Here is a 21,978-nt window from a genome sequence, read left to right on the forward strand (position 1 = left end):
CAAACTGTGGCTAAAATGCCATCCATTCACCCAGTGCCTTGTCCGGCATGGGCTCAAGGATGCGCCACCGGGACGTTTTTTTGATTTCAGACCACTGCCACAGACCTTGGGCCACAGCCCGAAAGGCGCGCAGTTTGTTCACTTCTGACGTGTGACGATTTCCGTGAAACTCATCATTGCCGCTGTATATGTCATTTCCATTGCATACGTTCACCTGCGCGGTCGCGTGCGCCACAAGCTCGGTCGTCAACTGAGCGACCACTCTTCGTTCCTGGCACCGATCAACTGCTTCCTTTATCTGTTCTCCAAAAAGCCCAACACGCCGTACCTGGACCCGAAGGACTTCCCCGAGCTGAGCACGTTGCAGGCCCACTGGGAAGAAATCCGTGAGGAAGGCCGCAACCTCCTGCGCGCCGGTGAAATCAAACGCTCGAATCAGTACGACGATGTCGGTTTCAACTCGTTCTTCAAGACCGGCTGGAAGCGTTTCTACCTGAAGTGGTACGGCGACAGCCACCCGTCGGCGCTGCAACTGTGCCCACGCACCACTGAACTGGTGCAGAGCATCGGCTCGATCAAGGCTGCGATGTTCGCCGAGCTGCCGCCGGGCTCGAAACTGGTGCGTCACCGCGACCCGTACGCTGGTTCCTATCGCTATCATCTGGGCCTGGAAACGCCGAACGACGCCGGTTGCTACATCAACGTCGATGGCGAGAACTATCACTGGCGTGATGGCGAAGCGGTGATGTTCGACGAGACCTTCATTCATTACGCGGAAAACACCACCGACCAGAACCGCATCATCCTGTTCTGTGACGTCGAGCGCCCGATGAAGTATCGCTGGGCAGCGGCATTCAACAGTTGGTTCAGCCGTACCGTGATGTCGGCGGCCGGTGCGCCGAACGACGCAGGTGACCGCACCGGCGGCATCAACCGCTTGTTTACCAAGATCTACAAGATTCGCCTGCGCGGCAAAGAGCTGAAAAAGCGCAATCGCAAGCTCTACTACATGGAAAAGTGGGCGATCTTCGGCGGTTTGCTGGCGGTCTTCATTTTGATCTGACGAATCGGGCGACTGTTGCAAGACAGTCGCCCGATTTACTTTTTACGAGGCTTTTTTGGTCTTCTTCGCCGGCGCTGCCTTACTGGCGGTCTTCTTCGCCGGTTTCGCCGGGGCTTTCCCGCCGAGGCTGCGCTTGAGCAGTTCGGTCAAGTCGATCACATCAGCCGATTTGCGCTCTTCTTCTCCGGAAACCGTTTCAACGTCTTCGATCTTGCCTTCATGGGCCTTCTTGTCAACGAGTGCCATGATCTTGTTTTCGAACTCGTCCTTATAGTCTTCGGGCGTCCAGTCCGCCGTCATGTCTTCCACCAGCCGTTTGGCCATGTCCAGTTCGCCCTTTGCCAGTTGCGGCTTGGTCACTTCGCTGCCCAGCTCAAGTTCGTCGAGGCTGCGCACCTCCTGCGGCCAGCGCAGCTTCACCAGCACCAGAGCCGACTCCAGAGGCATCAACGCTGCCAGGTATTGGCGGGTGTGTAAAACGACGCGGGCGAGGGCGACTTTTTTGGTTTTGCTCAGGGTCTCACGCAGCAAGGCGTAGACCTTGCCGCCGCGCTTGTCCGGGGCCAGGTAATAAGGCGTGTCGATGTTCTGCAACGGAATCTGGTCACTGTCGACGAAGGCGAAAATGTCGATGGTCTGGGTCGAAACCGGGTGCGCCGAACGGATCTCTTCCTCGCTGAGCACCACGTAGCGGCCTTTTTCGAACTGCACGCCTTTGACGATGTGCTCTTTGGTGACTTCCTTGCCAGTAACCTTGTTGACTCGTTTATAGCCGACCGGGTCCATGCTGCGGCTGTCGAGCCAGTCAAAGTCGACGCCCTGGGATGACGTCGCCGAGACCAGTGCCACGGGGATGTGCACCAGACCGAAACTGATTGCGCCTTTCCAGATTGCCCGAGCCATGTGCCGTCCTCCGAGTGATGTTCGGGTGACCCGTGGTCCGGCGTAAAAGTTTCCGTTGTTTGTGGGGCGGCGGTAAACGGCAGGTCAAGCCGTGTTACATCTTGTTTAGCGGTGACGGGTTAACAAATCCGAACCCACGGCGTAGCGTGGACTCGAAGGCTCTAATCCACGTGCATCGAAAGAGGCCGTTCATGAACCGTTTCCTGCTTGGCATTGCGTTGCTGGCCCTCAGTGGCGGGCTGGTTCACGCCGAGGGCGCCACCACGCATTCATCGCTGTTGCTGGCGCAGAGTCCGACCGGCAACAGCAACAATCCCTACAACAGCCCGATCCGCCGGGCGAATCCCAACAGCATGCAGGGCACTCAGCCCAGCGCTCCACCCGTTCGCGGGCCGAATACGGTGCCCGTGCCACGGCCGCCGACCCTGGAAAACCGCGGCATCGGCAATGGCCAGCCGCTGCGCTCCGTCCCGAGCACGCCACCCACCTTCATCCCCAACCCACCAGCCCGTGACAGCGGGAGCAACCGTTGAATGGCAGAACCGCTTCTGTCAGCCCTTCAAACGAACAAAAGGAATCGTGCATGTTGCGTAATACCCTTCTGGCCGGCCTGTGTGCCAGTGCACTGATCGCCGCCCCGGCGTTCGCTGCCGCTCCCAAAGAGCTGCAAAGCGAGCAGGGCACTCTTGAAGTCACAACGATTACCCAGGGCCTCGAGCACCCATGGGCTCTGGCGTTCCTGCCGGATCGGCAGGGCATGCTAGTGACCGAACGTCCCGGCAACCTGCGCGTGGTGGATGCCGACGGCAAACTGTCCGCGCCGATCACTGGTGTGCCGGACGTCTGGGCCAAGGGGCAGGGCGGATTGCTCGATGTGGTGCTGTCACCGGATTTCAAACAGGATCGCCTCGTGTACCTGTCCTACGCCGAGGGCGGCGGAGCTGGTGACAAGGCCGGAACGGCGGTGGGGTTCGGGCGTCTGTCGGATGACCTGAAAACCTTGAAGGACTTCAACGTGATTTTCCGTCAGGAACCGAAACTGTCGGTCGGCAACCACTTCGGCTCGCGGCTGGTGTTCGACCGGGACGGTTATTTGTTCATCACCCTGGGCGAGAACAACGACCGCCCGACCGCGCAGGACCTGGACAAGCTGCAAGGCAAAGTCGTGCGAATCTACCCTGACGGCAAGGTGCCCGATGACAATCCCTTTGTCGGCCAGTCGGGCGTACGCCCGGAGATCTGGTCCTACGGCCACCGCAATCCCCAGGGCGCCGCGCTCAATCCGTGGACCGGAACCGTGTGGGAAAACGAGCACGGCCCGCGCGGTGGCGACGAGGTGAACATCATCGAACGCGGCAAAAATTACGGCTGGCCGCTGGCGACCCACGGCATCAATTACTCCATGCAACCGATCCCGGAAGCCAAGGGCAAAACCGCCGAAGGCACGGTCGGGCCGCACCATGTCTGGGAAAAATCCCCGGGCGTCACCGGCATGGCCTTCTACGATGCCGATCGCTTCAAACCGTGGCAGCACAACGTGTTCATCGGTGCGCTGGTGACGCAGGAATTGATTCGCTTGCAGTTCGACGGCGACAAGGTGGTGCATGAAGAACGCTTGCTGGGCGAACTGAAGCAACGGATTCGTGACGTGCGTCAGGGGCCGGATGGTTACCTGTATGTGCTGACCGATGAATCCGACGGCTCGCTGTACAAGATCGGACTCAAATAAATGCGTCATGCGGGCGGGCGAGCGTAAAGCACCACCGCCGCCCGCAATTTGCCACGACCGAAGCGGCACATTTTCTCGAACTCCCCATGGCTGACCGGCACGTGCTGGCAGTCCATGGGCTGACGATGCTGACTGTGGTCGACATCCGGGTCGTGGAGGTAGACGAAGTCTTCATCGCAATCGGTGACGATCACCCAGTGCGGTGACTTGGAACGTGTCAGGCGATAGCTGCTGATCAGCACCAGAGGCTGTCCACCGTTGGCCAGCAGTGCCGGTAAGTCCAGCGTTACGCCAATGGATTGATCAACATCGGTGTCGTTCAGTTGCGCCATGAACTCGTCATGCACCAAGCGCATGACGTCTTTTTTATGCGCATCGCGCACGCCGTCGAGAAACAGCGGCCCGGTCATGCTCAGTTGCAAACGCACGTTGAAACCCCGGCGCCACGCTGCCAGTGCCAGGCCTTGCGGGCTGCAACCGCCATGGCCGGCCGTCATGAACACCGTGGTTGCCTCGCGCCACAACTGCAACTCTTCGCGCCGCTCCAATAAGCGATCGGCCTGCAACGCGCCCATGGCCATCAGCAGGCAGGCCGGGCCGCAGGTGAAGTCGGTGGTTTGTCGGTAATAGGGGACTTTGATGTTGCGTGAGTCGCGATGCTGGAGAATGCGTTTCTCCAGGCGCAGCGCGTCGGCGTGATCCTCGTAGTAGTCATGGATCAGCGCAAAGCGCCGGTAACCGTTGCGCTCGTACAGGGCGATGGCGGCCGGATTGTCGGTGCGCACTTCCAGACGCAGGTAGGCGCAGTCGTGCTCAAGCGCGCAGGCCTCGATCCGTTGCAGCAGTTGCTTGCCCAGACCACCACCGCGCGCCTCGGGAGCAATCGCAATCGAGTACAGCCGGGCCAACGAGGTGCCGCGATGAAACAGCACCAGCGCATAACCGGCCAGTTGACCCTCGCATTCGGCCACCCACAATTGCCCGTGGGCCCGGGTGATCATCCATTGGAAACTGCGGCGGGTGAGTCGGTCCGTGGTGAAACAGTGCATCTCCAGCGTGAGCAACGCTGGCAAATCCTCAACGACCGCCAGGCGAAAAGCAGCATTCATATGACCACCGTAAAAGTTGCGTAACGAAACGGGACTTTCGAAAAACTTCGTGCTTAATAGAAAAGGTCTTGTTCTCCAACGGATCAATTTCTATGTCAGCGGTACAGGGTCATTGGCGCGAAGTATCCAGTCAAAGTTTGCCACCGGCAACTTATTTAAAACCGCAGATCAGAACTTCCAGTCAAGTGTTGATCATCGTCGAACGCAAGGAAGACTGGGCCTCGTACTTTCCCAGCGAAGACATCCTGACGGCCCAGGAATACCTCGAACAACCCCCCGACAGCGAGCCGGGAAAACGGGTGCAGGTGATCAACCTGTGTCGCAGCTACAAGTACCTGGGCCACGGCTATTACTGCTCGCTGCTGGCTGAAGCGCGGGGGCACAAGGTGATTCCTTCGGTGCGGACCATCAGCGAACTGACCCGGAAATCCCTTTACGGTCTGGCGCTGGATGACCTGGATAAAACCCTGGAAAAAGCCCTCAGCCATCATCTCTACAGCGACACCGAAGGTTTTACGCTGACACTTTATTTCGGCAGAACCCATATCGAGCCGTTGCAGGATTTGGCCCGGCAATTGTTTGAAGTATTTCCGTGTCCGATTCTGTTAGTTGAGTTCCGCAGAACTAACGGCTGGCACATCGAAGGTATAAAGTCCGGCGCCTTGCACAAGTTGCGCGACGATCAGGAAGATCAGTTCGCCAATGCGCTGGACGGCTTCAGTCGCAAGATCTGGCGTGTTCCGCGTTCGCCGCAAGTGGCGCGTTATGACCTGGCGATCCTGCACGATCCGCAGGAGGCGTTGCCGCCGTCCAACGCCCGGGCGCTGGAAAACTTTGTGCGGGTCGGCAAGGGCATGGGCATCGATGTCGAGCTGATCGAACGCAAGGACTACGCAAGGCTGGCCGAGTACGACGGCCTGCTGATCCGCGAGACCACCAGTGTCGACAACCACACTTACCGCTTCGCCAAGAAAGCCGAAAGTGAAGGGCTGGTGGTGATGGACGACCCGACGTCGATCCTGCGCTGCACCAACAAGGTCTACCTCACCGACCTGCTCAACAGCCATCAACTGGGCATGCCGGCCACGGAAATTCTCTACAAGGAGCGACCCGAAGACTTCGAGCGGGTCGGCGAGCGCCTCGGTTTTCCGCTGGTGCTGAAGATCCCCGACGGTTGTTTCTCCCGTGGCGTGATCAAGGTCGAGAGCCAAGAGGCCTTGTTGGAAGCCACCGCCGAACTGTTCGAGCATTCGGTGCTGTTATTGGCCCAGGAATTCTTCTACACCGAGTACGACTGGCGCATCGGCGTGCTCAACCGCAAACCGATCTTTGCCTGCCAGTACTTCATGTCCAAAGGCCATTGGCAGATCTACAACCACAAGGCCAAGGGCCAGGATGTCAACGGCGAATGCCGCACGCTGGCCATCCACGAAGCGCCGCGCGCGGTGGTGGAACTGGCGGTGAAGACCGCCAACCTGATCGGCGACGGATTGTACGGCGTGGACCTCAAGCAGGCCGGCGACAAGGTGGTGGTGATCGAGGTCAACGACAACCCGAACCTCGACGCCGGTATCGAAGACGCTTATTTGCAAGACGATCTGTATTCGCTGGTGCTGGAAGAATTCGTGCGGCGCCTCGAACTCAAACGCCGCGGCCAGGCCTGGTGACCGGCCGATGATCAACAGCTTTGCACTCAATCACGGCGCCTTGCAGCGGGTCGAGCGGCTGGACGCCGAGGTGATGCTGTTCAGCGACCCCGACGCCGCCGAGCGCGACTTGCTGCACAGTCACTTCAAACTCGACGAGCACGCGCTGGCCTCGGCGCTGGATCCGGACGAGGTGTCGCGGATCGAGTTTCACCCCGATCACCTGTTTCTGATCTGGAAACGCCCGGAGAACTATTCCGGCGGCGGCAGCCTGGCGTTCGAGGTGTCGTCCTGTGGTTTGCTGTTCTCACCTGGCCAGTTGTTGGTCATCGCGACCGACGACACGCCGCTGCACGGTGTCGGTACGCGTCAGCCACTGAACACGCCGCTGGATGTGTTGCTGGACCTGCTGTTCAACAACATCCATCACTACCTCGGGCACTTGAAGGTGATCAAACTGGTCGCCCGGGAATTGCAGCAGAAATTCAACGCCTCGATGCAAAACCAGCATCTGGTGCAGATGTTCAACCTCAGCGAAAGCCTGATCTATTACATCAACGCCCTGCACAGCAACGGCGCGGTGCTGACGCGGTTGCGCAATCACGCGGAAAAGCAGCATTTCGGCAGCGAAGCGATCGGCCTGATCGACGACCTGATCATCGAAAACAACCAGTGCTACAAGCAGGCGGAAATCTATTCGACGGTGTTCTCCGGGCTGATCGACGCCCGGGGCAACCTGATGAACAACAGCATGAACAACCTGCTGCGCAAACTGACGCTGATCAACGTGGTGTTCCTGCCACTCAACCTGATTGCGAGCATTGGCGGCATGTCGGAATTCAGCATGATGACCGCCGGCACGCCGTGGTGGGTGTCGTACCCGTTGTTTCTGGCGGCGATGCTGCTGGGGGCGGGCGGGATGCTGTTCGGGCTCAGGCGTCTGGCGAAATGAAAGCAAAATTCGCCATTGACTTGCCCGCAGCACCCGGGCTAATTTCGGGGCCATGACTTCCACCGTACTGCGCTGCCAGCCAAGCATTATTACCGCCATTCCTCATTTGGCGGGCTAGCTCACGACTGCAGCACCCAACCCGCCCTAGAGGCGGGTTTTTATTTTCTGTCTCCGGGGTTCTGAATCAAACGTCAGGAGACGACCATGCGCTACAGCCCCGCCCAGCAAGCCCTGCTTGAGCAGTACGTGAAAAAGATCCTCGCCGCTCCGGTGTATGAACTGGCGGTGCGCACGCCGCTGCAACCGGCGCCGGCGCTGTCCGAAGCGCTGGACAACCGGATCCTGCTCAAGCGCGAAGACCTGCAACCGACGTTCTCCTTCAAGATCCGTGGTGCCTACAACAAACTGGTGCAGCTGAGTGATGAGCAGAAGGCGCGCGGAGTAATCACGGCGTCGGCGGGCAATCATGCGCAAGGCGTAGCGCTGGCGGCGCGGGAACTGGGTATTGCCGCGACCATTGTGATGCCGGCAACCACGCCTGAGTTGAAAGTGCTGGGCGTCAGTAGTCGCGGAGCCGAGGCGCTATTGCATGGAGAAAGCTTCCCCTTTGCCCTGGCTCACGCGCTGCAACTGGCTGAGCAGACCGGCCGAACGTTCGTCTCGCCATTCGACGATCCCGATGTGATCGCCGGCCAGGGCACGGTCGCGATGGAAATCCTGCGCGAGCACCAAGGCACACTGGATGCGATCTTCGTCCCGGTGGGCGGTGGCGGGTTGATCGCCGGCATCGCGGCGTATGTGAAATACCTGCGGCCTGAAGTACGGATCATCGGCGTCGAGTCGGAGCACTCGGCCTGCCTGAAGGCTGCCATGCTAGCGGATGAGCGAGTGGTGCTGCCCAACGTGGGCACATTCGCCGATGGCGTGGCGGTGGCGCAGATCGGCGCTTACGGGTTCGAGGTTTGCCGCTTCTGCGTGGATGAGGTCATCACCGTCAGCAACGACGAACTCTGCGCGGCGATCAAGAATATCTACGACGATACCCGCTCGATCACCGAGCCTTCCGGTGCTTTGGCGGTGGCGGGCATTAAAAAGTACGTGGCGCAAAGCGGCGCACGGAGTCAGACGCTGATCGCCATCGATTCTGGCGCCAATATCAATTTCGACAGCTTGCGACACGTCGCCGAGCGAGCGGCGGCGTGCGGCGTTGTGGCTTGAAGTTACTCGGGAATGGCCACGCCAATCTTGTCCGAGGCCGACCAGATGCGGAAACGCACTTCAACGTCCTGCGGTGCGTAAACCACGATCGGCAGCTTGCTGTTGTAGCGCACGGTGAAACCGTCACCGATCACCGGCACGAATACGCGTTTTTTCTGGGTGCCGGGCGGGCAGGCCATCAGCGTGCTCATCGGGCCGCTGACTTTTTCCAGGCGGTAGAACGGATAGCCCCAGCCTTCGAGGTTTTTCTCTTCGAGGGTGCCGCCCAGACGCTGGCGGTTGCAATCGACTTCGAGGGTTTTGCCGGCGAGGATTTCGACTTTGAAGTTTTCTTCCTGGGCCTGTTGCGGCAGGTGGATGACCTGGCGCGTGAAGCCCGCTTCGGCCTTCGGATAAGGCGCGGTGTCTTCAAGCTTGGCGGCGTGGGCGAGGGTGGACAGGCTGGCGAGCATCAGGCCGGCCGTCGCGCGGACGGTGAAATTTCCCATTGAAGCCTCCTGGCGGGTGTACGTTGGTTGACGGGCATTCTCACTGTCGCAGGCGATGAATGCAAACCGCCAGCCGCTTGCAAATTGCAGTGCCTGCACGATCGAATCTTGCATTTTGCAACTGGCCAGTTGCCTGCGTTTTGGCCAAGTCTTTGATTTGCAAGGAGGTGAATGCAACCTGATGAAAGGCACGTTTTATGCGTTTATTTGGTGCAGCGCACCGAGTTCGGGCGCCTACACTCCAATGGGCATTTCGCAGTACAGCCGCTTGTCACACCCAAGGATTTAGCGGGGACACACCCGTGGGAACCGTGGCATCGGTCGACGTGAATACTTGATTGGCAGTCTCACAGTAAGGAGAGGTTTCGCCATGTTTCTGTCTGCCTTGGAACTCCGCAACATCATTGAAAGCAGCTTTCTACCGAAACGCTGCCAGTGCACGCTGTCCCCGGATCTGTCGATGACCGTCAAGGTGTATGGCGATCACCAGACCGATCAGGTTGAGCTGCAGGTGAGTGGCATCGATGCCAGTCATTTGAACAGCTGTCGCGAAATCAACGGCCTGATCGCCGGGTTGCGCTCAGATCTTGCGCTACAAACGGCGACCCAACATTCAGTGCCGCGATCCCGAGTCGTCTAACCGACTGTTTCACCCAGTTCGACCGTCACGCGCCGGGCCTGCAAGAAGCCAAGGCCCAGCGCGAACTCGACCAGCACCGCAAGCAGAATCCCGGGGCCGGCGTGGCCGTTGAGCCATTCAGCAAACCCCAGCACCGCCAGGCCAAAACAGCCGACGATAAAGCCGTTGCTCAGCGCATTGCGCGCGATCGATACCGGCGCGTTGCGCACCAGATAAAACATCACCCCCAACGCCGCAAACAGCACCGCGCTGCGCCGTGCGACGAATCCGGCGGCTTCCGAATACTCGATGCTCCAGATCGCCAGCAACATCTGTGGTGCCAGACCCCACGCCAAGGAAAGCAGAAAACAAAGGGAGAAGGTGAGGGTCGAGAGCGTGCGGAACGACAACTGCATGGCGAATCCTTGCGGCAGTGAGGAGGGCCCCGAGCATACTCTTCGAGACCCGTGCTCGCCTACCGCAAAGCCGCAAATCAGAGCTTTCTGTCAGTTCTGGAAGCTGCAGGCGTCAGATAATTTCCGGTAACTGATTTCTTCCGGTTTACCGGTGTTGTCGAGGTACTTCATGTCGGCGGTGATGACCTTGCACTCCTGCGTCTGCGGCTCGGTCAGGGAAACCACTTTGGCGACATGCAGCGGCATGCCGTATTCATAGGGAACAGCCTTGGAGGTGTCATTGGCCTGGGCCAGCCCGGCAAACGCGGTGCAGGCGAGGGCGGTGGTGAGCAGGAACGGACGAATGTTCATGATGGACTCCGGTGCGACGGAAATGGAGTTCGGCGGATTGCCAGCCAAACCTGCCGCACTCGGCGTCAGCCAGGGCTGAGGGTGTGCGGTTCAGTAGAGTTTTTGACCGCGGCGTTAAGCGATGGTTAACCGGGCTGAACGCCGGCTGTCTGGGTGAGGATTGTTTCGCGGGGGAGACTCGGCGGATTCCTACAAGGGTGGATGCCTTGTCTGCTTTCGGGGGCTGGAGCGGGGCGGTTATGGTTTGGCGTCGCTGCAAAATCAGCGGCTTAGGTTTGGTCACCTAAAATAACAGCCCTCAAGTGTGCCATTATTCGCTCCGTGGACATCTATGTCCTCGAAGTGCATTGCAGTGGCGGCTGTGTGCAGGGTCGCCTTCGGGCGTGCTGAGTTGGGTTGTTCTCGGTTGACCAAGCCTGCGCACAGTCCGCCTCCCCATCGTTTGGTCACGGTGTCGGCGGTTACTTACAACCTAATCGAGTAACTCCAATGCCAATCCTGAAAATAAGCTCCGCTCGCTATCTCCCGCTCAACAGCGGCGTCACTGACAGCGCACCGCTGGTCATCGACACCCAAGCCAACCCGAAAGACCTCTTCGAAGCCGCCGTGCAACGCATCCGCGCCGCAGCCGACCTGCTCGAAACCCTGCACTGCCTGTGCTTCAAACACGCCGACGTCCAGGACATTCCCCACATCACCCATGCGCTGTACCTGCTGACGCAGGATGGCAGTGATCTGCTGCAGGTTGCGCAGCAGAAAATGTTGAACTGGCAGGCGCCGGTTTGATGCTGTGACTAAAAAGCGGAAGGAGTGAGGCATCAATGCACTTCACTCCTTCCGCTTTTTCTATGCGCGACTTTCCGAATTCCGTTGGAGAACTTCGAACTAGTTTCCAAGCTTGTCAGGGAAAAAGGAGAGCGGCGGGTGGGTGGCTTTCCATTCCTTTGCTACGATCTTTGATTCTTCGATTTGTTCGGCTGTCATTTTGTTGCGAATTTCGTCACTTTTTCGCTCAACATACCGTCCGATTCCACCGCTATCATCAAGCTCGCCAAGCAAGGTGAACAGTGCATACCCTTTTATCATATCGAGTGGGTAACCAACTTTATCCGGCGTATGGGCTATGTAGGCGCCATAATTGCTTACAGCAGCTTGGTAACCGGTCTCGGCTCCTAACACAAGCCAATGGCGAATGCTCTCTGTATCACCTTCTATATGCAGTATTTCAAGATAGTCCATCATTGCTTTGGGATAGCCGCCTTCAGAAGAAAGCAAAAGCCAGTTTTTAACAGAGGCGTCACGTCTTCCTGGGATAAAAAAGAAACCCTCACCTTGTCGTTCACTTACCGCCATCCAGTATTGTGCGAGGGCATATCCTGCATTTGCGGACTTCTCGAGCCAAATGCGATCAAACGTTATCTCATACATTAGATACAACGACTCAGGATCACCGTTGTTGGCTTTTGCCAGCAGCAATTCTTTGGCATGTGTAAGCCACTCAACAGGAGACTTGGCGCTGGCAGGACAGTTATCCATGATTTTGCATAAATCTTCATTTTTGCGACCTAACTGGATCATTGCATATATGGAACCATTCACTGCCGCTGTTTCATACCAGTGCTGTGCTTCTGGTGTCATATAACGGTTGCGTTTTCGCAGAGCCTCCCCTAAGTAGTACTGAGACTCGACGCTTCCAGATTGTGCCTCTTTTTCTAACGCGGAGATAGCTTCTCCGAGTTTTAACTGATTGAATAAAATAATGCCTGAAGAAGCTTCACGCACCGGCTCCGAGAAAGAGTTAGGTGTGAAGCATATAAAAACCGTCAAGATTAAGCGGTTTATTAATAACCTCACTGGTTTCAATGTCCTAATTTTTCCGGATAAAACGAGAGAGGTGGATGGGTGGACTTCCAGGTTTTTGCGAGCCTTTTTGCTTCTGCCAGCTGCTCTTTGGTCATGTTTTTTTCAACCTCGGGCAATGTGTCTTTAACATTGTTTATCATGTTTCCGCCGCCATCAAGCTCTAGCAGGTTTGTTAGTAGAGCAAATGACGTTATTGGGTCAGGTGTAAATCCGTATGTTGGCTCTATTCCCCCAATATATAACGCATAACCAAAAACACCTGATACATAGCTCGACGCAGCAGCTCGTTCATTCCAAAGTCTGAAGGACGATAAATCTTTTTTTTCCATTCTGGATGCTGCGAAGCCCATCATGCCCGGTGGATAGCCATTTTCCGCAGACGCCTTCATCCATTTTTCAATCGCATCAGATCTTCTTGATGGCAATAGGAATGTACCGCCCCCTTCTTGGTACTTAGTGGCCAAACGAAACTGAGCCAACGCGAAGCCACCTTCCGCAGATTTTTCTAACCAGTCATCATTTCCTGTTATTTTCCATAACAGATACATTGACTCAGTGTTTCCTTTTGATGCCAGTTCAGTTGCAAGCTCTTTAGCTTTATTTGTCCACTCTTCGGGCGAATGCTCCGCAAAAGAACAATTTTTCATCGTTACGCACAAATCTTCGCCCGCTTCACCAAGCCGTATCATCGAATAGATATTGCCTCTTTGGGCAGACTCTTCGTAAGCTTTTTGCGCGTCCTTAGTCATATAGTGGTTATTTTTCCTTATCGCTTCGCCTAAGTAGTAAAGTGCTTCGTCATCACCGCCGTCGGCTGCGATTCTTAGGAAATCAATTGCAGAAATAGCTTTATATTGATTGTAAAGTTCAATGCCTTTGATTTTCGCTTGAGACTGTTCCTGTGTGAGCGCGAACGATGGTGAAGTCGCTAGGCTCAACAAAATTAACGCGAAAGTCACCAATTTCATTTTTGGCTGCCTGGTTATTTTGAATTAGCAAGGGAAAGACTCTGAGTAATTGGATCAATTACCCAGTTTGTCGGGGAAAAGAGAGGCGGTGGGTACCTTTCTTTTCATTGTCACAGATTTCGAGCATTCAATCTGCTCGATAGTCATATTACCTCTAATCACTTCGTATTTAACTTTAGTGACGCTTTGAGTGGCACGGTCCGCATCACAGGCCATATTTCCCTGGGTAGAAAGAAAGTGGCGGGTGAGTGTCTTTCCATTGCTTTGCAAATGCTTTTGCTTCTGTAATCTGCGCCGGACTCATTTTGCTTGCTATTTCTGGCAGTACTTCATCGACATAAGGCTTTATGTTTCCACCGCCATCAAGTTCTGTTAAAAGCGATGTGAGCGCGTAACCTTTAACTAAGTCCAGTGGGAAGTCATAAAGGGAAGAGGCATGTGCTAGGTATGCTCCATAACTGCTTACCCCGGATTGATAGCCGGTCTTGGCCGCTTCTTCGATCCAGTAGCGAGCATCGCTGAGATCTCCTCCGTGTTCATACAGATACGCCGCATATTCAAGCATACCTGCGGGGAAACCATTTTCTGCCGACGCCTTCAATAATCGCCCAACTTCCTCCGAACGTTTCCAAGGTAGAAAAAATTTCTCACCTTCCTTGTACCGGCTTGCCAGTAGCCATTGGCTTCTCGCGAATTTGAATTCAGCGGATTTTTCAAGCCACTCTAATTGCCCAGTGTACAAATACTTAACATACATGGCTTCGCCATCGTTGTTGTTCGCTCTTTTTTCCGTTTCTTTGTTTAAAAGGTCAATCCAGTCAGTACGTTTTTTTGAGCTTTGAGTGCAGTTGTTCATTACGTTGCACAGGTCGTTTTCTGATGTTGCTAATCGCAGCATTGCATAGAGGTCGCCTTGAAGAGCCGCTGCTTCATACCAGTTCTGAGCTTCAGCGGTTATATACTGACTCTGCTGGCGTAGCTCTTCACCTAAATAAAATTGAGCCTCCGTATCTCCAGCTTCTGCTGCAATACGTAATTCGGGTTCGGCTGTTTTATATTGATTGAATAGTGTAATTCCGCGCTTTTTCGCGGCTTCTTGTTCAGGAGTGAGCTGAGCGAAAGCGTAGGTTGAAAATATTAATGCAATCAATGCCATGGCTTTTATTGGTGTGCGGAACATCTTGCTTCGTCCTTCTGCGTGTTGCATCCTCTTAACTGTTTTTCCACATGTGACAAAAGTCTTTCTTGAAATTTAGCGCGATGACGTGGGTAGTTCAATTTTGTGTAGTTCCCCACGCCAGTAAATATAGTAGTTCCAAGCGCTGTCTTTCAAAGTAATTAAGGGGGTGCGACCGTATTAGTCACCTAACTTATCAGGGAAAAAAGAGAGCGGCGGGTGTGTGGCTTTCCACTTTTGTGCGAATACTTTTGCTTCCGCTATTTGCGTTTGTGTCATTTTTGCAGCGATTTTAGGAAGCTTATCATTGACGTTGGCATCCATGCCGCCTCCGCCATCAAGTTCTTTCAATAAATAAATCAAGGCGTACCCTTTGATTATGTCATAAGGGAAGCCATACGTATCAGGCTCATGGGCCAGGTCTGATCCATACCCGTACACCGTAGTGGCGAAGCCAATTGAGGCAGCCTGTTCGTTCCAATATCGAAAACTTTCCATGTCACCCTTCTCGAAAAGAATGGCAGCGTACTCCATCATTCCCTTGGGATTGCCTCCAAGAGCAGACGCCTTTGCCCAGTTCTCGACAGCTTCCGACCGTTTCCAAGGCAACAAAAAGGATCCATTACCTTCCTTATATCGAATAGCAAGCAGCCATTGACCTTGAGCAAAACCAGACTCTGCGGATTTTTTTAACCACTCCAACTGGCCAGTCGCCAAATACATGACATAAGCGGATTCGGCGTCACCCTTTTCAGCTTTAGATGTAGCCAACTCTTTAACTATATTCATCCACTCTGCCGAAGTTTTTTGCCCGGGAGGGCAGTTTTTCATCGTCGTACAGAGATCATTATCCGAGCGGGCGAGCCTAAGCATGGCGTACAGATCACCCTGTGCACTTGCCGCTTCCAACCATTTTTTTGCCTCAGGCGTAATGTATTGGCTTCTTTGTCGGATTTCTTCAGCTAGGTAGAACTGTGCTTCAGCGTCACCTGCTTCTGCAGCAATCCGAAGTTCCGCTTCAGCAGATTTATATTGATTAAAAAGCGTAATTCCTTTTTCTTTAGCAATCGCCTGATCGCTTGTAAGCGCCATCGCGGAATGAGATGCAAAGGCTAGGAACACAAAAAAAACTTGGGCTATTGATTTGTAGTGCTTATTTTTAATCATTTTACGCTATCGTCCGGTCCGGTATAGGTTGCTTTTCCACCTGGCAAATATGTTCTTCCGTAGTGTGTAATCCGAGAGCAATAGCCGTCTAGCCGCTCGCCAAGAGTTTTTACGTGCGCTTTGTATCGGGCTCGGGTGTCGTCACTTGTTCGATCTTGAAGTCGCATAACTGCTTCTGACATGAAGTTATCCATGTGCAGGCGGTTCTCGCAGTACTTCTGGTTTTGGTTCTGCTCTTTTGTCCCAAACCTGTTCATGCACATACAGGCTTCTTCAAATTGGCTTTTCGCCTTTGAAATAGTTCCATCTTTTTCGGCGCGCTTTAATATCCAACCAAGAATGCGCTCAATTGCTTTTTGCTGAAGAAGGTGAGCTTGGTCATGACTATATTCGGAAGCCTGGCTGCTGTCGGATAGCTTTAGTGGAATTTTGAATGCTTCCGCTGCACTGGTAAGTGTCATTAGCATTGGGCCCAGCGCTCCCGGCGTAGCTGCTATGAACCACTCTTCCAGCTCTGCTTGGTTTCGATATGTCATGATGGTATGAGCAACGGTACCACCTCGACCACCCCCCGTTAACGCCTCATACAACGACATCACCATATCAACACCCTGCATATAAGACATCGCTACTTCCATGCCGGCAGCACCTAGGAAGTTGAGCTTATCGATGTAATCAGCCGCATCATCCGTCACAAAAATCAGCGATTTGTCCTGATTTTTGTGCATCTCACGGCGCAGCAGGTTAATCAGGTCAGTAACGCCGTCATACCCGACTTCAAACTGGAATTCGCCGCCGGCACCTGTGCCGACAATGAGAGAGGCCTTGAACCGCATGATGAAGCGGCCTTCGTGCAAGGAAATGCCAATGTCTGCGTTTGCACCGAGGCCGTAAGCGGCAGTAAATCCAGCTGTCAGTCTCGCTAGACTCGACCATTGGCTGGCTTTCGTGCTGTTGACGCTGTTACTCATTCCCGGTGTTGGCGCTGCGCGCAGGGCTGCTATGTCTTTTGGTGGTGCCCAGTTCAAGGCACCGGTCAGCAGAATCCCGGCTTGCACCCCAGCAAAAAGATTGAATTGGGCTTTAGCGCCGTCTTCCACCCGAACCTTGGCAGCGTCGCCCTCAAGTACAGGTTCACTTCGCGCGGTTGCGGCAGTCGCATTGGTGGTATCCGCGCGTTTTGCATCGGTGATTTCCGGAAGGTTGAGCCCGCCTTGCACGTTCGCGCGGCCCAACTGCACGCTGGAAGAAAGGAGGAGGGTTGCACCCGTATACCCCCAGGCTCTAGCGCCCAAGTGAATCGAGAACCGACCCAGGTTCAGATTTTTGCGGTTTTTCTCATAATCCAGGTAAGGCACCAGGATGTCTTTCGCTTGATCTCTCCCCGGAAGATCCATTTTCATCAATTCAACCTCACCGCGAGCGAGGTCGATTCCCAGACTTGCTTCGGCTTTGGCGGAGGCTTTGAAATTATCCGCAACGCTGAAGCTTGGGCCGCTGACTTTGGTAGCGGTGTGAATTGATGACTGCGGTGGGGTGAGGCAGCGAACCAGTTGAGCTTGAGGGCTGTTGTCGAACAGACGCAACGAGCTTCTGACTTCTTCCTTAAAAAGCAACTGACGAAGACGGAGCCCCCAATCTTTGCGCGCCCCCGCATCCTCAAACGTTTCGACCTTGTAGTTCTTTGACTTCAAGTAAGAGTGGAACATCTCAACGTCAAACCAGCCTTTTTCATCAAACCAGTCGCTCTGTTGGTCCTTGATGGCCAAAGCGCCTTGTTCACGAAGCCATTCATGGAAGGGGTTGTCGTCAGAGTCCGACTCTGCCTTTCCGTTGCTGTTACCTGGAAGTTTCTGCAAGTCCTTGCTTGCAGCGGCACCGATTTCGCTTGCGTCTTTTTTCAGCACCTTTGTGATGCCTTCAAGATTGAGCAAGCTCAAGTGTTTGACTGGACTGTTGGGGCTATTGAAAAGCGCGACTTCGCGCAAAGGAAATCCTGCCTTGACCAAGCGCTCTTCCGGTTTCGGTTGAAACTGCTCGGGCTCCCATAACAGGTGACGTAATGGCAAGGCAGCAGCCACTGCTGCCTCGGCGTCTTCACGAAGCTTCAGACGAGCTTGCTGGATACGCTGCCATTCTGCTTGCTCCGCTTCAACGATACCTGTAGGTGCCGCGACGTTCTGCCCGCTCGCGTCAATCCAGGCTTTATATTTCGAACGGATCTGCTCGGTGAGCTTGATCTGTTGCTGTTCCATCTCAAGGTAAGCCTTGAATTTCTCGATGCCTGCACTGATATCGCCAGTGTCGGGAATGAGTGCAAACTCCGGCAGGGCCAAACCGTAGTCAGCAACTTTCAAGATCGAATCAATATACGCGGCGAAGTCTTTTTCGACTTTCTTGCGCTCGTTGGCGACTTCCTTCAAATAGCCACACATCCGGGCTTTGCCATCGATTACGCAGTTAGTCGCGTCCAGATAGGCTTTTTTGTTTTTTTGGAAGTCTTCTTCTTTCAGAGTCGTCAGCTTGCCACTGGAGGTGAGTGCCGAACGTGCCTTCAGATAGGTCTGTACACGACTTCTCGCTTCGAGTGCTCCCGGAGAAAACAGGTTGCCACTTTCGTAGGTGTAGCCTGCTACTTTGGCTTGCGCGACGGCGATGTTTTTCAGCTTCTTCCATTCGCTGTAGAGCCGCTGCAGTTTCTGCCCATCAGAGTTGGCTTCAAGCAGACTCGCTTGTTGTTGATTGGCAAGTTCCCGATTGCGAGCGTATTCGCTCTGGTCCGGTTGCTTGTCCAGCGCCGCACTATTGCGGGCTTCTCGGCTGACAGCCTTCAAGCGCATAGCCATCGTGGGTTGCGCGATATCCGGCTCCTGAGCTTCGATTTCCAGCATTCGGCTTTTTTGCTCGCCTTGCAGGAAGTTAGTCAGCTTTGGCTCAAGGAAGTATTCCAGCAGCCCTGCGGTGTTCATCCCCTTGAGCCGTTCTTCTGGAGACTTGCTTACGCTGATATGTTGTTCAAGTTCATTCATCGCTTCTTTGATCGAGCTGGCAGCACGTTCTGGCAATAGATAGAACATTTTTTCCTTGGTGGCGTAAATCACCTCACCATAGGACGTCGAGCAAGGTGTCTTTACCTTGTCGAACGCGTTGGAACAACTGTCAGGCGCTTTGGGCTGCGGATCAAGCTCCAGCGCTGGCTTGCTCTCAACCGCTGCTGTTTGGGTCGATGCATTTGCAGTTGGACCGTTGAGATTTTCCTTGGGGGCTTTCGAAATACCAGTTTCCATTTCGCTTCCATTCATTCTTTACGCGGACGGGGTCATCAGGCAGCGCTGGTGGAGAGTTGCTGCAGCTGCTGAACCTTGATGAACGACTCTTCCCTGGATTGCAGGATGGTCATTGCCTGAGGCTGCGCTTCGAGCAGCGGGCCGTTGGTGATCTGGCCCAGCTTCAGTAAATGACGACCTTCATAAATGTTGTGGGCAACCAGTACATTGAGGTTTTCGACGAGGTTGGGCAGTTCCTCGTCAGTGGGTTCGCCATAGATGGCGTAATGCTCATCAACCCAATAAACCCAGCCCAGATATTCCTGAACCTTTGGCGCTGCTGGTGGCAGGTTGAACGCTGAGACGTCGCCCAGCCATTCAAGTTCCGAAACGCTGCGCCAGCTTAGCCAATGGCCCCGACTGCTGCCAAAGTGAACCGGGGCAGGGCTGTAGACGCGTTGCCATGGGCCGAATAACTGATGCGAAGTTTCGTCTGCGGTATAGGCCAATGCGGCCCAAAGGCTTGGCTTTTGGTAACTCAGAAGGCTTTGACCGCCGGACCCATCGTTGGCACGCAGCAGCCAGCGAGCATGGGCCAGTGCCTTGGCCGGCTCATCAGTGATGAGTGCAATGCCGGCGTAATCTTCTTCGCAGAGTTTTGCTGCTTCGGCAGCCAGGCGACTGCCCCAAGGCGCGATCAGCCATAACGGGCCGTCATTGGCCATTTCAGCGAAATCGGTGGCGAGAAACAGGCCTTGGGAGTCGATAGGCTCGCCGATGCGATAGAGGCGGCTCATGGTGTCAGGCTGACGGGTACGGTCAATGATGAAACACAGTGTCGAGCCGGCGCTCTCTCGGGGTAGCTGTTCGAATGTGTGGCGCGGAGCCGCCAACAAAGCACTCAGCGCTTTTACATGCATGTGCAATCCTTACGGCTGCAAGCGCCGTTACTCTGTTTTCCGCACAGCGGCGTGATACCGGATTCATTCAGTCGTTTAGGCAGCGGAATCGGGACTTTCCCAGCCTTATCCGCATCCACCACCTTCATCGGCCCCGGCAACAACGGCGCTGCCGGTGTTCCCACGCCCGGCGCGCCGCCGGTGTTGATCTTCACTTCGGCACCACTGATGGTCACGCCGCCGGCATCGGCTTTGACGAAGCTGCCGCCGGCCTTGGCGGTCAGTTCCATTGCGCCTTCGATCACGACTTTCTGGCCGGCGTAGTAGTGGATCTCGGTTCCCGCTTCGACCAGTTGCGCCGTGCCGACCTTGAGGTGCTGGGTCACGGCGACGGTCAGGTGATCGTTGGCGCGCATTTCACTGATCCGATTCAGGTGAGTGATGCGGTGTTCTTCGACCTTGAACTCGCTGTAGGTGTTGGCTTCAACCGTGTCATGCCGCTCGTTGCCGACGCGGATTTTCTGGTCGTGCTCGATGTTTTCGTCCCAGTCGCGCTGGGCGTGGATGTAGATCTGTTCCGCGCCTTTCTTGTCTTCGATGCGGAATTCGTTGTAGCCCTTGCCGCCCGGTGAACTCAGGGTCTTGAAGGTGCTGCGGGTCTTGTTCGCCGGCAGGGCGTAGGGGACGACGTTTTCCTTGTGGTACAGGCAACCGGTCACCAACGGTTGGTCGGGGTCGCCTTCGAGGAAGGTCACCAGCACTTCCATGCCGATCCGTGGAATGGCGATGCCGCCGTAGGCTGCGCCGGCCCAGCCGCTGGCGACGCGCAGCCAGCAGGTGGTCTTGTCGTCGGCCTGGCCGTCGCGGTCCCAGTGGAATTGCACTTTCACGCGGCCGTACTGGTCGCAGTGGATTTCTTCGCCGGCGGGGCCGGTGACGATGGCGGTCTGGCTGCCGAGGACTTTCGGTTTCGGGTGTTCGAGGGCAGGGCGGTAGTGGGCGTCCCACGGGGTGGCCACGAAGCTGTTGCGGTAGCCCTGGTGGAAATCGCTTTTGTTGTCGGTGACGTCGCTGGTGACGTTTTCGCCCAGCACTTGCGGCTGTTTGCCTTCGTGGAAGACTTCCAGCAACAGCCACAGATCGTTCCATTCGGCGCGCGGGTGTTCGGCCAGGGTCATGAAGTGGCCGCTGGTCAGGGTCGGTTCGTCACCTTTGCCTTCGGCGAGTTTGTAGTCGCTGCGATGGCGTTCCAGCGCGCGGGTCGAGAGGAACTTGCCGCGCTCGCGCGTAGTGAAGCGGCCGGGGTAGTCGTAGTCTTCCAGGTCCGGCATGAACGCGGATTTGACCGCGGTTTCGGGCAGGATCTTCGGTTTTTCGAAATCGTAGTCGCGGCGGCTGACGCGGCTGGTACGGGTTTCCAGGCGCAGGTTGAAGCGCTTGATCACCGGTTTGTCGGCGGTCATGCCGGAGTCTTGCTGGTAGTTGACCGGTTTCAGTTTGCGGAACACGGTCTGGTCGTCGCCGAACACCAGTTTGTGGCCGCTGCTGCTGTGCTGGAAGTGGAAGTGAATGCCTTCCTCTTCGCACAGACGCTGGATGAAATGCAGGTCGGATTCGTCGTACTGCACGCAGTAGTCGCGTTCCGGGTATTCGGCGCCGAGCTGGAAGCTGTAGGCATTGCCCAGAATCCCGCGTTCTTCCAGCACCTGGGCGATGATCTTCGGCACGGTGAGGTTCTGGAAAATCTGCTGGTCATGGTTGTGCCGCAGGTAGGCCAGTTGCGGCACCAGGCTCAGGCTGTAACGGGTCAGGGTCTTGCCGGAATCGCCTTGTTCGATGCGATACACCAGGCCATGAATCGTGCCCTCGCCAGTGGCGCCGAAGGTCAGGCAGCCAGGCTTGTGCAGGAGTTCTTCAAGATTGAGGTCGGGACGGGCGCTGACCAGTTCGAGGTCGAAACGGAACGGTTCGTTGAGGGCTTCGCGACCGGTGAAACTGAGGACTTGCAGGTCGGCGGAAGCGCCTTCGAGCGTGAGGGTAATGTGGGTAGCATTGGCGTCCAGCATGCCTTGTTTTCCGTCCTTTGGATTAGCGTGGGCGGATGGTGCAGGATTAAACGGCCTCGTTCAAGGCGCAAATGCCGT

At 55.6% G+C, this 21,978-nt stretch carries 19 protein-coding genes and 1 pseudogene; 8 read left to right on the forward strand and 12 right to left on the reverse strand.

What is annotated here, in order from left to right:
• The first annotated feature begins 163 nt into the window (after positions 1-163).
• Positions 164-1,063 (forward strand): lipid A hydroxylase LpxO, encoded by a 900-nt coding sequence (gene lpxO, locus QRN46_RS15415; protein ID WP_221614697.1) that lies wholly within the window; start codon positions 164-166, stop codon positions 1,061-1,063.
• Positions 1,064-1,105: 42 nt separating this feature from the next.
• Here lpxO and ku read toward each other — a convergent pair whose 3' ends face one another.
• Positions 1,106-1,966: a non-homologous end joining protein Ku gene (ku, locus tag QRN46_RS15420; protein ID WP_236196379.1), complete on the reverse strand. Its 861-nt coding sequence runs from the start codon at positions 1,964-1,966 to the stop codon at positions 1,106-1,108.
• A 191-nt stretch (positions 1,967-2,157) separates the two neighbouring features.
• Between ku and QRN46_RS15425 the strand changes: the two genes are divergently transcribed.
• Positions 2,158-2,499, forward strand: a complete 342-nt coding sequence (locus QRN46_RS15425) for a hypothetical protein (protein ID WP_007957453.1) — start codon at positions 2,158-2,160, stop codon at positions 2,497-2,499.
• Between the two features lie 50 nt (positions 2,500-2,549).
• Positions 2,550-3,695 (forward strand): PQQ-dependent sugar dehydrogenase, encoded by a 1,146-nt coding sequence (locus tag QRN46_RS15430; protein ID WP_285355677.1) that lies wholly within the window; start codon positions 2,550-2,552, stop codon positions 3,693-3,695.
• A gap of 5 nt (positions 3,696-3,700) precedes the next feature.
• Here the strand turns inward: QRN46_RS15430 and QRN46_RS15435 are convergent, their stop codons facing one another.
• Positions 3,701-4,804: a GNAT family N-acetyltransferase/peptidase C39 family protein gene (locus QRN46_RS15435; RefSeq protein WP_285355678.1), complete on the reverse strand. Its 1,104-nt coding sequence runs from the start codon at positions 4,802-4,804 to the stop codon at positions 3,701-3,703.
• Between the two features lie 92 nt (positions 4,805-4,896).
• On the opposite strand from QRN46_RS15435, the gene QRN46_RS15440 reads away from it, so the two are divergent.
• The 3 genes and pseudogenes from QRN46_RS15440 to ilvA form a co-directional block, all read left to right on the forward strand.
• Entirely contained in the window at positions 4,897-6,471 is a 1,575-nt protein-coding gene (locus QRN46_RS15440) for a RimK family ATP-grasp domain-containing protein (protein WP_243459083.1), read from the forward strand.
• 7 nt (positions 6,472-6,478) lie between these two features.
• Positions 6,479-7,402 (forward strand): magnesium transporter CorA family protein, encoded by a 924-nt coding sequence (locus QRN46_RS15445; RefSeq protein WP_064381745.1) that lies wholly within the window; start codon positions 6,479-6,481, stop codon positions 7,400-7,402.
• Between the two features lie 204 nt (positions 7,403-7,606).
• A pseudogene (gene ilvA, locus QRN46_RS15450) lies at positions 7,607-8,596 on the forward strand (threonine ammonia-lyase, biosynthetic); the annotation flags it as partial.
• Positions 8,597-8,622: 26 nt separating this feature from the next.
• On the opposite strand, the gene eco reads toward ilvA, so the two are convergent.
• Positions 8,623-9,108, reverse strand: a complete 486-nt coding sequence (gene eco, locus QRN46_RS15455; RefSeq protein WP_011334035.1) for a serine protease inhibitor ecotin — start codon at positions 9,106-9,108, stop codon at positions 8,623-8,625.
• Positions 9,109-9,478: 370 nt separating this feature from the next.
• Here eco and QRN46_RS15460 point away from each other — a divergent pair, with 370 nt between their 5' ends.
• Entirely contained in the window at positions 9,479-9,748 is a 270-nt protein-coding gene (locus QRN46_RS15460) for a DUF1652 domain-containing protein (protein ID WP_011334036.1), read from the forward strand.
• Here QRN46_RS15460 and QRN46_RS15465 read toward each other — a convergent pair.
• A complete protein-coding gene (locus tag QRN46_RS15465) occupies positions 9,745-10,143 on the reverse strand; it encodes a hypothetical protein (RefSeq protein WP_011334037.1) in 399 nt (132 codons plus the stop codon). The genes QRN46_RS15460 and QRN46_RS15465 overlap by 4 nt on opposite strands.
• A gap of 90 nt (positions 10,144-10,233) precedes the next feature.
• A complete protein-coding gene (locus QRN46_RS15470; RefSeq protein WP_011334038.1) occupies positions 10,234-10,494 on the reverse strand; it encodes a DUF2790 domain-containing protein in 261 nt (86 codons plus the stop codon).
• Between the two features lie 489 nt (positions 10,495-10,983).
• Here QRN46_RS15470 and QRN46_RS15475 point away from each other — a divergent pair, with 489 nt between their 5' ends.
• Positions 10,984-11,280: a hypothetical protein gene (locus QRN46_RS15475; protein WP_011334039.1), complete on the forward strand. Its 297-nt coding sequence runs from the start codon at positions 10,984-10,986 to the stop codon at positions 11,278-11,280.
• Between the two features lie 99 nt (positions 11,281-11,379).
• On the opposite strand, the gene QRN46_RS15480 is transcribed toward QRN46_RS15475, so the two are convergent.
• From QRN46_RS15480 to QRN46_RS15510, 7 genes are all read right to left on the reverse strand, one after another.
• On the reverse strand, positions 11,380-12,276 hold the full coding sequence (locus QRN46_RS15480) for a tetratricopeptide repeat protein (RefSeq protein WP_285355686.1): 897 nt from the start codon (positions 12,274-12,276) through the stop codon (positions 11,380-11,382).
• Positions 12,277-12,353: 77 nt separating this feature from the next.
• Positions 12,354-13,325 carry a tetratricopeptide repeat protein gene (locus tag QRN46_RS15485; RefSeq protein WP_041475264.1) on the reverse strand — a complete coding sequence of 324 codons (972 nt, stop codon included), beginning with the start codon at positions 13,323-13,325 and terminating at the stop codon, positions 12,354-12,356.
• A gap of 205 nt (positions 13,326-13,530) precedes the next feature.
• On the reverse strand, positions 13,531-14,505 hold the full coding sequence (locus tag QRN46_RS15490) for an SEL1-like repeat protein (protein WP_111539340.1): 975 nt from the start codon (positions 14,503-14,505) through the stop codon (positions 13,531-13,533).
• Positions 14,506-14,682: 177 nt separating this feature from the next.
• Positions 14,683-15,669 carry a tetratricopeptide repeat protein gene (locus tag QRN46_RS15495; RefSeq protein WP_011334043.1) on the reverse strand — a complete coding sequence of 329 codons (987 nt, stop codon included), beginning with the start codon at positions 15,667-15,669 and terminating at the stop codon, positions 14,683-14,685.
• Positions 15,666-18,956: a hypothetical protein gene (locus tag QRN46_RS15500; RefSeq protein ID WP_236676533.1), complete on the reverse strand. Its 3,291-nt coding sequence runs from the start codon at positions 18,954-18,956 to the stop codon at positions 15,666-15,668. The genes QRN46_RS15495 and QRN46_RS15500 overlap by 4 nt, the downstream gene beginning before the upstream one ends.
• A 35-nt stretch (positions 18,957-18,991) precedes the next feature.
• Positions 18,992-19,855 (reverse strand): DUF4123 domain-containing protein, encoded by an 864-nt coding sequence (locus QRN46_RS15505; protein WP_011334045.1) that lies wholly within the window; start codon positions 19,853-19,855, stop codon positions 18,992-18,994.
• Entirely contained in the window at positions 19,846-21,900 is a 2,055-nt protein-coding gene (locus QRN46_RS15510) for a type VI secretion system Vgr family protein (protein WP_285355691.1), read from the reverse strand. The genes QRN46_RS15505 and QRN46_RS15510 overlap by 10 nt, the downstream gene beginning before the upstream one ends.
• Between the last annotated feature and the right edge of the window lie 78 nt (positions 21,901-21,978).

The organism is Pseudomonas sp. lyk4-R2A-10, assembly GCF_030209075.1.
Classification (GTDB): domain Bacteria; phylum Pseudomonadota; class Gammaproteobacteria; order Pseudomonadales; family Pseudomonadaceae; genus Aquipseudomonas; species Aquipseudomonas glycinae.

Excerpts from the sequence above, each read along its gene's own strand:
- QRN46_RS15430 (WP_285355677.1), top strand. The coding sequence starts at position 2,550 with ATGTTGCGTAATACCCTTCTGGCCGGCCTGTGTGCCAGTGCACTGATC.
- QRN46_RS15445 (WP_064381745.1), top strand. The coding sequence starts at position 6,479 with ATGATCAACAGCTTTGCACTCAATCACGGCGCCTTGCAGCGGGTCGAG.
- QRN46_RS15485 (WP_041475264.1), bottom strand. The coding sequence starts at position 13,325 with ATGAAATTGGTGACTTTCGCGTTAATTTTGTTGAGCCTAGCGACTTCA.
- QRN46_RS15495 (WP_011334043.1), bottom strand. The coding sequence starts at position 15,669 with ATGATTAAAAATAAGCACTACAAATCAATAGCCCAAGTTTTTTTTGTG.
- ku (WP_236196379.1), bottom strand. The coding sequence starts at position 1,966 with ATGGCTCGGGCAATCTGGAAAGGCGCAATCAGTTTCGGTCTGGTGCAC.
- eco (WP_011334035.1), bottom strand. The coding sequence starts at position 9,108 with ATGGGAAATTTCACCGTCCGCGCGACGGCCGGCCTGATGCTCGCCAGC.
- QRN46_RS15505 (WP_011334045.1), bottom strand. The coding sequence starts at position 19,855 with ATGCATGTAAAAGCGCTGAGTGCTTTGTTGGCGGCTCCGCGCCACACA.
- QRN46_RS15440 (WP_243459083.1), top strand. The coding sequence starts at position 4,897 with ATGTCAGCGGTACAGGGTCATTGGCGCGAAGTATCCAGTCAAAGTTTG.
- QRN46_RS15500 (WP_236676533.1), bottom strand. The coding sequence starts at position 18,956 with ATGGAAACTGGTATTTCGAAAGCCCCCAAGGAAAATCTCAACGGTCCA.
- QRN46_RS15490 (WP_111539340.1), bottom strand. The coding sequence starts at position 14,505 with ATGTTCCGCACACCAATAAAAGCCATGGCATTGATTGCATTAATATTT.
- QRN46_RS15470 (WP_011334038.1), bottom strand. The coding sequence starts at position 10,494 with ATGAACATTCGTCCGTTCCTGCTCACCACCGCCCTCGCCTGCACCGCG.
- QRN46_RS15510 (WP_285355691.1), bottom strand. The coding sequence starts at position 21,900 with ATGCTGGACGCCAATGCTACCCACATTACCCTCACGCTCGAAGGCGCT.
- QRN46_RS15460 (WP_011334036.1), top strand. The coding sequence starts at position 9,479 with ATGTTTCTGTCTGCCTTGGAACTCCGCAACATCATTGAAAGCAGCTTT.
- QRN46_RS15435 (WP_285355678.1), bottom strand. The coding sequence starts at position 4,804 with ATGAATGCTGCTTTTCGCCTGGCGGTCGTTGAGGATTTGCCAGCGTTG.
- QRN46_RS15425 (WP_007957453.1), top strand. The coding sequence starts at position 2,158 with ATGAACCGTTTCCTGCTTGGCATTGCGTTGCTGGCCCTCAGTGGCGGG.
- QRN46_RS15465 (WP_011334037.1), bottom strand. The coding sequence starts at position 10,143 with ATGCAGTTGTCGTTCCGCACGCTCTCGACCCTCACCTTCTCCCTTTGT.
- QRN46_RS15475 (WP_011334039.1), top strand. The coding sequence starts at position 10,984 with ATGCCAATCCTGAAAATAAGCTCCGCTCGCTATCTCCCGCTCAACAGC.